The 7,908-nt window shown below is 37.0% G+C and carries 9 protein-coding genes; 8 read left to right on the top strand and 1 reads right to left on the bottom strand.

The genetic code is table 11. The features are described 5' to 3' along the window. The 8 genes from Q0594_RS03645 to Q0594_RS03610 all read left to right on the top strand — a co-directional run. Positions 1 to 343: hypothetical protein (locus Q0594_RS03645; protein ID WP_298729674.1), on the top strand; the 343-nt coding region annotated here is incomplete at its 5' end. Positions 344 to 474: 131 nt separating this feature from the next. Then, the gene (gene rimP, locus Q0594_RS03640; RefSeq protein ID WP_298729672.1) at positions 475 to 948 is read left to right on the top strand and encodes a ribosome maturation factor RimP; all 474 of its coding nucleotides are present in this window, start codon (positions 475 to 477) and stop codon (positions 946 to 948) included. Positions 949 to 967: 19 nt separating this feature from the next. Then, complete coding sequence (nusA, locus tag Q0594_RS03635) at positions 968 to 2,068, top strand: transcription termination factor NusA (protein WP_005605559.1); 1,101 nt, start codon at positions 968 to 970, stop codon at positions 2,066 to 2,068. 17 nt (positions 2,069 to 2,085) lie between these two features. After that, a complete protein-coding gene (locus tag Q0594_RS03630; protein WP_048712070.1) occupies positions 2,086 to 2,391 on the top strand; it encodes a YlxR family protein in 306 nt (101 codons plus the stop codon). Next, positions 2,375 to 2,701, top strand: a complete 327-nt coding sequence (locus Q0594_RS03625) for a ribosomal L7Ae/L30e/S12e/Gadd45 family protein (protein WP_005605555.1) — start codon at positions 2,375 to 2,377, stop codon at positions 2,699 to 2,701. Before Q0594_RS03630 ends, Q0594_RS03625 begins: the two co-directional genes overlap by 17 nt. Positions 2,702 to 2,713: 12 nt before the next feature. Continuing rightward, on the top strand, positions 2,714 to 5,167 hold the full coding sequence (infB, locus tag Q0594_RS03620) for a translation initiation factor IF-2 (RefSeq protein WP_298729667.1): 2,454 nt from the start codon (positions 2,714 to 2,716) through the stop codon (positions 5,165 to 5,167). Between the two features lie 329 nt (positions 5,168 to 5,496). Next, on the top strand, positions 5,497 to 5,856 hold the full coding sequence (rbfA, locus tag Q0594_RS03615) for a 30S ribosome-binding factor RbfA (RefSeq protein ID WP_298649170.1): 360 nt from the start codon (positions 5,497 to 5,499) through the stop codon (positions 5,854 to 5,856). A gap of 109 nt (positions 5,857 to 5,965) precedes the next feature. Beyond that, the gene (locus Q0594_RS03610; RefSeq protein WP_298729665.1) at positions 5,966 to 7,120 is read left to right on the top strand and encodes a DUF819 family protein; all 1,155 of its coding nucleotides are present in this window, start codon (positions 5,966 to 5,968) and stop codon (positions 7,118 to 7,120) included. A gap of 44 nt (positions 7,121 to 7,164) precedes the next feature. On the opposite strand, the gene Q0594_RS03605 is transcribed toward Q0594_RS03610, so the two are convergent. Continuing rightward, positions 7,165 to 7,908 (bottom strand): DegV family protein (locus Q0594_RS03605; RefSeq protein ID WP_298729663.1); only part of this gene is annotated, 744 nt, incomplete at its 5' end.

Below are 7,908 nucleotides of genomic sequence, written 5' to 3'. Positions count from 1 at the left end.
TAGTGCGAAGGAACAAAACTTGCTAACTGTTCTTGAACTTGCTAACGAGATGGTAGAACGTGGATTCTATTTCAAAATGGTGGATGTTGATAAGTCTGAGGCAAGTAATTTTGTGATAGAAGGCGACTCTTTGATTGCTCCATTTAGAGCGATTCAAGGATTAGGACTGAACGTTGCGAATAAAATCGTTGAGGCTAGACAAGAGCAACCTTTCTTATCTAAGAAAGATTTAGCTACTCGAGGTAAAGTTTCAAAGACTTTAATCGATTATATGACAGAAAATAAAGTCTTAGACCATCTGCCGGATGAAAACCAATTATCCTTATTTGATGATTTGTTCTAATATCAGAATAGTTGCGAAATTCGTAAATGATATGATATACTAATTAAGTAGAATAGTAGTTGAGAGGAGAGTGAGCGGAAACGCTCACTCTTTTTATCGACATGGACTCGATTAATAAGGAGGTTGAGGCTATGAGTAAAGTGACTGAGACGGTAACAGAGCTTACTAGAGATGTGATCCAAAAAGAAGGCTTTGAGTTATTCGACTTAGAATTTGTTAAAGAAGGAAAAAATTGGTTTCTACGTTTTTACTTGGATAAACCAGGTGGAATCGATTTAGATGATTGTGCATTTATGAGTGAAAAATTTAGTGAGATTCTTGATGCTCAAAATCCTGATCCAATTCCACAAGCATACTTCCTAGAAGTTTCTTCACCTGGTGCAGAACGGCCATTAAGAAACGAGGAAGAATTAAAAGCAGTCATTGGTTCTTACGTACATTTATCGTTTTATCAAAATATTGAAGGTGAGAAATTCCTTGAAGGAACACTTCTTTCCGTCGACGAAGAAACCGTTACATTGAACGTACAAATCAAAACAAGAACAAAAGAATTTACCATTGAACGAAAAAACATTGCGAAAGCTCGTCTAGCAATCAAATTCTAAGGAGTAAAGGAGTAAACACATGAGTAAAGAAATGCTTAGAGCATTAACAGTTCTCGAAGAAGAAAAAGGAATCTCTAAAGATGTTGTGATTACAGCTTTAGAAGCAGCATTAGTATCTGCATACAAGAAAAACTATGGACAAGCACAAAATGTAGAAGTAGAGTTTGACCAAAAGAAAGGAAATATGCACGTTTATGCTGTAAAAGAAGTAGTTGAATATGTATTCGATTCAACACTAGAAGTTAGTCTTGAGGAGGCGCACGAAAAGCATAAAGCCTATGAAGTTGGAGATAAAATTCGTTTTGAAGTAACTCCAAAAGACTTCGGACGTATTGCTGCTCAAACAGCGAAACAAGTCATTATGCAACGTCTTCGTGATGCTGAACGAACAAATATCTATAATGAATTCATTCAATACGAAAATGAAATCATGACAGGTGTTGTAGATCGTCAAGATTTCCGTTATGTCTATGTAAACCTTGGTCGTATCGTTGCCGGAATGGCCAAACAAGACCAAATCCCAACAGAAGAGTACTTACCAGATCAACGAATCAAAGTTTTAGTTTCTAAAGTAGATAACACTACTAAGGGACCACAAATTTTTGTAAGTCGTACGCATCCAGATTTGTTAAAACGTTTATTTGAACAAGAAGTTCCTGAAATTTATGATGGTGTAGTAGAAATCGTATCTATTGCACGTGAAGCAGGAGATCGTGCTAAAGTTGCAGTTCGTACTAACGATGCTAACTTGGATCCAGTCGGTACATGTGTAGGGCCACGTGGGCAACGAGTTCATAACATTGTTGAAGAATTAAATGGTGAAAATATGGATATTGTTGAATGGAATGAAGATCCAGCAATCTATATTAAAAATGCTTTAAATCCAGCTCAAGTGTTGAAAGTTGAATTTAACTCGGATAATAACGGTTGTATCGTTGTTGTTCCTGACCACCAACTTTCTTTAGCAATTGGAAAACGCGGGCAAAACGCACGCCTAGCTGCAAAATTGACAGGTTACCGTATTGATATTAAATCTGAAACGGCTTATGAAGAGTATTTAGAAAACTTAGCAAATCCAGTCGTTGAAGAAACAGAAGAAGCTTCTTCTGAAGAAGAATAAAATACAGGAGGTGCACGATGAAAAAGAAAAAGATTCCGATGCGCCGTTGTATCGCTTCAGGTGAAATGATGCCGAAGAAAGAGTTGGTACGTATTGTTCGTAACGCTGAAGGTGTTGCACAAATCGACCCAACTGGTAAAGTAAACGGCCGTGGTGCTTATATTACTCTTGAACCTACATTAGTTGAGAAAGCTTGGAAAAATCGTTTGTTTGAAAAACAATTAGAAATTGAAATTCCAGATGCATTTTATGAAGAGCTTCTTGCTTATGTAGAACATCAAAAAGCAAGAAAAGAGTTGTTTAGTGATGGAAGAGCTCGTTAAACAAAGAGCTTTGAATTTACTTGGAATGGCAACAGCTGCTCGTAAACTCATTAGTGGCGAGGAGCAAGTTATCCAAAGTATTCAAAGACAAAAAGGAAATTTAGTGATTTGTACCAAAGATTGTAGTGCAAATACGGTTAAAAAAATCAAAAACAAATGTGAATATTATGAAATTCCTTTTGTTCAGCAATTTGAAACGGATGAATTGTCTCTAGCGATTGGCAAAAGACGTTCTATCGTTTTAATTGATGATCGAGGGTTTACAAAGAGTCTACTGAAGATGAAGGGATTTAACGATATGAACGAATAGGAAGGTGAGACTATGTCGAAAACTCGCGTATACGAATTAGCGAAAGAATTGAATGTGGCTAGTAAAGAAATCATTGAAAAAGCAAAAGAAGTAGGTATTTCATACAATAGCCATATGTCTACTATGGAAGAATCTGAAATCTCAAAAATTAAAGGAGCTTGGAATTCTAAGCCTGCTACTAAACCAGCAGAAAAAGCGCCAAAGAAAGAAGTAAAACCTGCTCCAAAACAAGAAGCGAAAAAAGCTGAAACTAAAAAAGAAGCTCCTAAGCAAGAATTCACGAAGAGAGCAGATCGCGCTCCAAAACAAGGGCATCAAAAACAAAATCAAGAACGAAACCATTCTCACAACCAAAGACGTCATGACCAAAATGATAAGAGAAATCAAGAACGTCCAAATCAAAAACAACAAAATGCGAATGGAAACCGTCCTTCATTTAAGAAAGAACCAGCACGTACTGAAGCTCATTCAAACCAACAAGGACAAGCAGAACGTCCTCGTAATAACCAAAAACAAAACAATAACAACAATCGTTTTGAATCACCAAGAAACAATCGTAATAATGACAGAAGAAACCAACAACGTTATAGCGATTCTAACAATGATGGCTTCAGCAAGAAAAACCGCAACCAAAAAGGTAAAAAAGGAAACCGTCGTGATGAACAAAAAACTAAACCAGCTGTTCCTGCACGCAAATTCCATGAATTACCAGATGTATTAGTATACACGGATGGTATGACTGTTGCTGAATTAGCAAAGAAAATCAAACGTGAACCAGCAGAAATCATCAAAAAATTATTCTTACTAGGCGTAATGGCAACATTAAACCAAGGTCTATCAAAAGATGCTATTGAATTATTGGCGGCTGACTACGGTATGGATGCTGAAGAAAAAATCGAAAAAGATATTTCTGATTTAGATGTGTATTTTGAAGAAGCAGCTTCTGAAAACGTTGAAAGTACTGTACGTCCTCCAGTTGTAACTATCATGGGACACGTTGACCACGGTAAAACAACATTGCTTGACCAATTACGTAACTCTTCAGTTGTAGCGGGAGAAGCAGGGGGGATTACTCAACATATTGGTGCGTACCAAATCAAAATTGATGGAAAACCGATTACGTTCTTAGATACTCCAGGTCACGCGGCTTTCACAACAATGCGTGCTCGTGGTGCAGACATCACTGATATCACTGTTATTGTAGTAGCAGCCGATGACGGTGTAATGCCACAAACAATCGAAGCAATTAACCATGCGAAAGCTGCAGACGTTCCAATTATTGTTGCTGTGAACAAAATCGATAAACCAGCAGCAAACCCAGGTCGTGTGATGCAAGAACTTTCTGATTTAGGACTTGTGCCTGAATCATGGGGTGGGGACACAATCTTCGTTGAGATTTCAGCGAAATTCAACCAAAACATCGAAGAATTATTAGAAATGATTCTATTGGTTGCTGAAGTTCAAGAATTGAAAGCAAACCCTAACCGTTTAGCACTAGGAACGGTTATTGAAGCTCGTTTAGATAAATCTAAAGGACCTATCGCAACATTATTAGTACAAGAAGGAACGCTTAAAGTTGGTGATCCAATCGTTGTGGGGAACACATTTGGACGTGTTCGTGTAATGGTGAATGACCAAGGTCGTCGTGTGAAAACTGCTTTACCAGCGACTCCAGTTGAGATTACTGGTCTTAACGCTTCACCTCAAGCTGGGGACCGCTTTGTAGTATTTGAAGACGAGAAAACTGCTCGTGCTGCTGGTGAAGAACGTGCCAAACGTGCGTTAATCGAACAACGTAATGCTTCAAGCCGTATTACATTAGATAACTTATTCTCTACATTGAAAGAAGGAGAATTGAAAGAAGTTAATGTTATTATCAAGGCTGACGTACAAGGTTCTGTTGAAGCATTAGCATCAAGCTTACAAAAAATCGAAGTTGAAGGCGTACGTGTGAAGATTATTCATACAGCCGTAGGGGCAATTAACGAGAGCGATATTACTCTTGCTACTGCAAGTAACGCGATTATCATTGGATTTAACGTAAGACCTACGCCACAAGCGAAAATTCAAGCTGAATCTGATCAAGTAGATATTCGCTTACACCGTATCATCTATAACGTTATCGATGAAATCGAAACAGCAATGAAAGGTATGCTAGATCCAGAATTCGAAGAAAAAATTACTGGTCAAGCAATCGTTCGTGAAACATACACTGTATCTAAACTTGGAACAATTGCTGGTTCTTATGTATTAGAAGGTGTTGTTAAACGCTCAAGCTCAGTTCGCTTAATCCGTGATAATATTGTTATTTACGAAGGTGAATTAGCAAGCTTGAAACGATTCAAAGATGATGCTAAAGAAGTTAAACTAGGATTCGAGTGCGGTATCATGATTGAAGGTTACAACGACATCAAAGTAGACGACATCATCGAAGCATACGAAATGGTCGAGATTAAACGTAAATAGTGCGAGATCGACTGTTCAGCTTTGGAACACTGGAGTTAAGGAGAGGAAAATCAAGAAGATTTTACGAGGCTTAACGAAGTGGACGCCAAAGCTAGGAGGTCAAGCCGTTATACAAATAGTGCGAGACCGACTGTTTAGCTTTGGAACACTGGAGTTAAGGAGAGGAAAATCGGTAAGATTTTACGAAGCTTAACGAAGTGGACGCCAAAGCTAGAAGGTCAAGCCGTTATAAGAAAATAGTGCGAGACCGCATTAAAGATGAAATTAATGATTTAAGTTGAACGAAGAGGGACTGATTGCAGTGCCTCTTTCGTTGGAAAGGAGGCCAAATGGCAAACTTTAGAGTTGGACGTGTGTCACAAGAAATCTTGCGAGAAGTAAATGATATCTTATCTAAAAAGGTTCGTGATCCACGTGTACAAGAAATTACGATTACTGAAGTGGAAGTAACTGGTGATCTGCAAATTGCTACCATTTACTACACAACACTTCATAAATTAGCAAGTGAGCGTCAAGCGACAGAACGTGGTTTAGAGAAATCAAAAGGCCTAATCCGTCGAGAATTAGGCAAACGTCTATCATTGTATAAAACTCCAGAATTAATCTTTAAACGCGATGAATCAGTCGATTACGGTAATCACATTGATGAACTTCTAAAATCAATTCATGAAGAAGATGAACAACGATAATATTTTAAAGAGCAAAAGTACTTCAAGTATAATGATTCTTTTGCTCTTTTTATAAAAAATACCATATATGGTATTTTCAATTGTATGAAAAAGGTAGAAGAGGTGTTTTATGATTGATGCAAATAATACGTGGGTATTGTGGTCAATTATTGTTGGAATTGCGACCATCAGTATCTTTTTAGAAAATCGATATAAATGGGCTGCAAAAATTAGTGGTGCCATTATAGGACTTTTATTAGCAGCAACTTTAAGCAACTTGGGGATTATTCCCGTAGACTCCCCCGTTTACGATCAAGTTTGGGGTGTAGTGGTTCCATTAGCTATACCGATGCTATTATTTCAGTGTGACTTAAAGCAAATCTGGAAGGAAAGTGGACGATTAGTGGTTATTTTCCTGATTAGTTCACTAGGAACAGTTTTAGGTGCACTTTTAGGGTATCTAATATTATCAAAATCAATTCCGGTATTAAACCATATTGCAGGAATGATGGTTGGAAGTTATATTGGTGGTGGAGTTAACTTTGTGGCTGTTTCTTCAGCATTTGATATTCCAAAAGAATTAATTTCAGCGGCAACGGTTGCTGATAATTTATTGATGGTATTCTATTTCTTAGTGTTACTGATGATTCCTTCAATTGGATTTTTTAAGAAGCATTTTAAATTTGCGTATACAGAAGGCGTTAAAGAGGAAGAAGAAAAAGCTTATGGAAAGGATACTGTGATTACCGTTCAAGATGTAGCTTTTGTATTTGCAATTTCCGTAATTATTGTCACTATTAGTTTCACTCTATCTGAAGTGTTATCAGGTTTAGGTAATAACAGTTTAATTCAATTGATTTCGAATAAGTACTTAATTTTAACTACATTAACAGTTGCTTGTTCGACTATTTTTTCTAAATACTTTAAGAAAATTAATGGTGCTAATGAAATTGGAACCTTCTTAATTTATTTATTCTTCGTAGTAATTGGGATTCCGGCTTCAATTGGAGCAATCGTTGAAAAATCACCTTTATTACTAGTTTTCTGTGCGATTATGGTTTTTGTGAATATGGCAGTAACTTTTGCGGGTGCAAAAATTTTTGGATTCACTGTGGAAGAAGCTATTCTGGCATCAAACGCGAATATTGGAGGTCCGACAACAGCTGCTGCGATGGCAATTTCTAAAGGTTGGCATCGATTTGTAGCACCTACAATGCTAGTAGGAACGCTAGGATACATTATTGGAACTTATGTAGGTATCTTTATTGGACAATTATTAAATTAATAAGAAAGCAACTAACTCCGTTTACCGGAATTAGTTGCTTTCTTTTATTTGTTTTCTAAGTAAGTGATGGCCATTGCATCAACGCCAGTGTGGCTCATGATGATTGGTGAAGTTGTTACAATTGTGAGTGGCACATTAGGGAAGAGTTCTCGAACACGTTGAATATTCCCCTCGTTGAATTCGCTAAGACCAGCATGCATAATTCCGATTTCTTGAATACCGCTTGGTACAGCCTTCATTTCTTCAAAAATTTCATCATATTTTTTTTGAAGGGATTTTAAACCTCGACCTTTTTGAATAATCTCAATTTTTCCGTGGATGACTTGTAGGAATAATTTAATATTAAGTAAATTTGAAAACATCCCCATTAATTGACTAATGCGTCCACCTTTAATTAAATTATCTAAGTTAACGACTGTTAAATATAAGGTAGTACGCTTTTTCGCATCTTCAACAATTTCAAGAATTTCTTCAACTGTTTTTCCTTCTTGTGCGGCTTTTGCGGCCTCTTTAACAATCATGCCCATAGATCTGGAAGTGAAGTCTGAATCCACTACTGTGACGTTTGTCTCAGTAATATCAGCTGCTTGACGAGCAGCATCCACAGTACCACTAATTGAACACATCATCTGAATTGAAATAATGGAATCTCCGTTTTTACCAAGTTCATCATATACTTCTACGAAACGACCAATAGAAGGTTGAGCAGTTTTTGGAAGCTCGCTACTTGCAATCATTTTTTGTTTAAATTCATCTTTAGTAATCGTTACACCATCGATATAGTTTTC

The sequence above is a fragment of the uncultured Granulicatella sp. genome (assembly GCF_938030755.1).
Lineage (GTDB): Bacteria > Bacillota > Bacilli > Lactobacillales > Aerococcaceae > Granulicatella.
The sequence above is the reverse complement of the archived record's forward strand: the minus strand, read 5'-3'. Positions and strand labels throughout refer to the sequence as shown.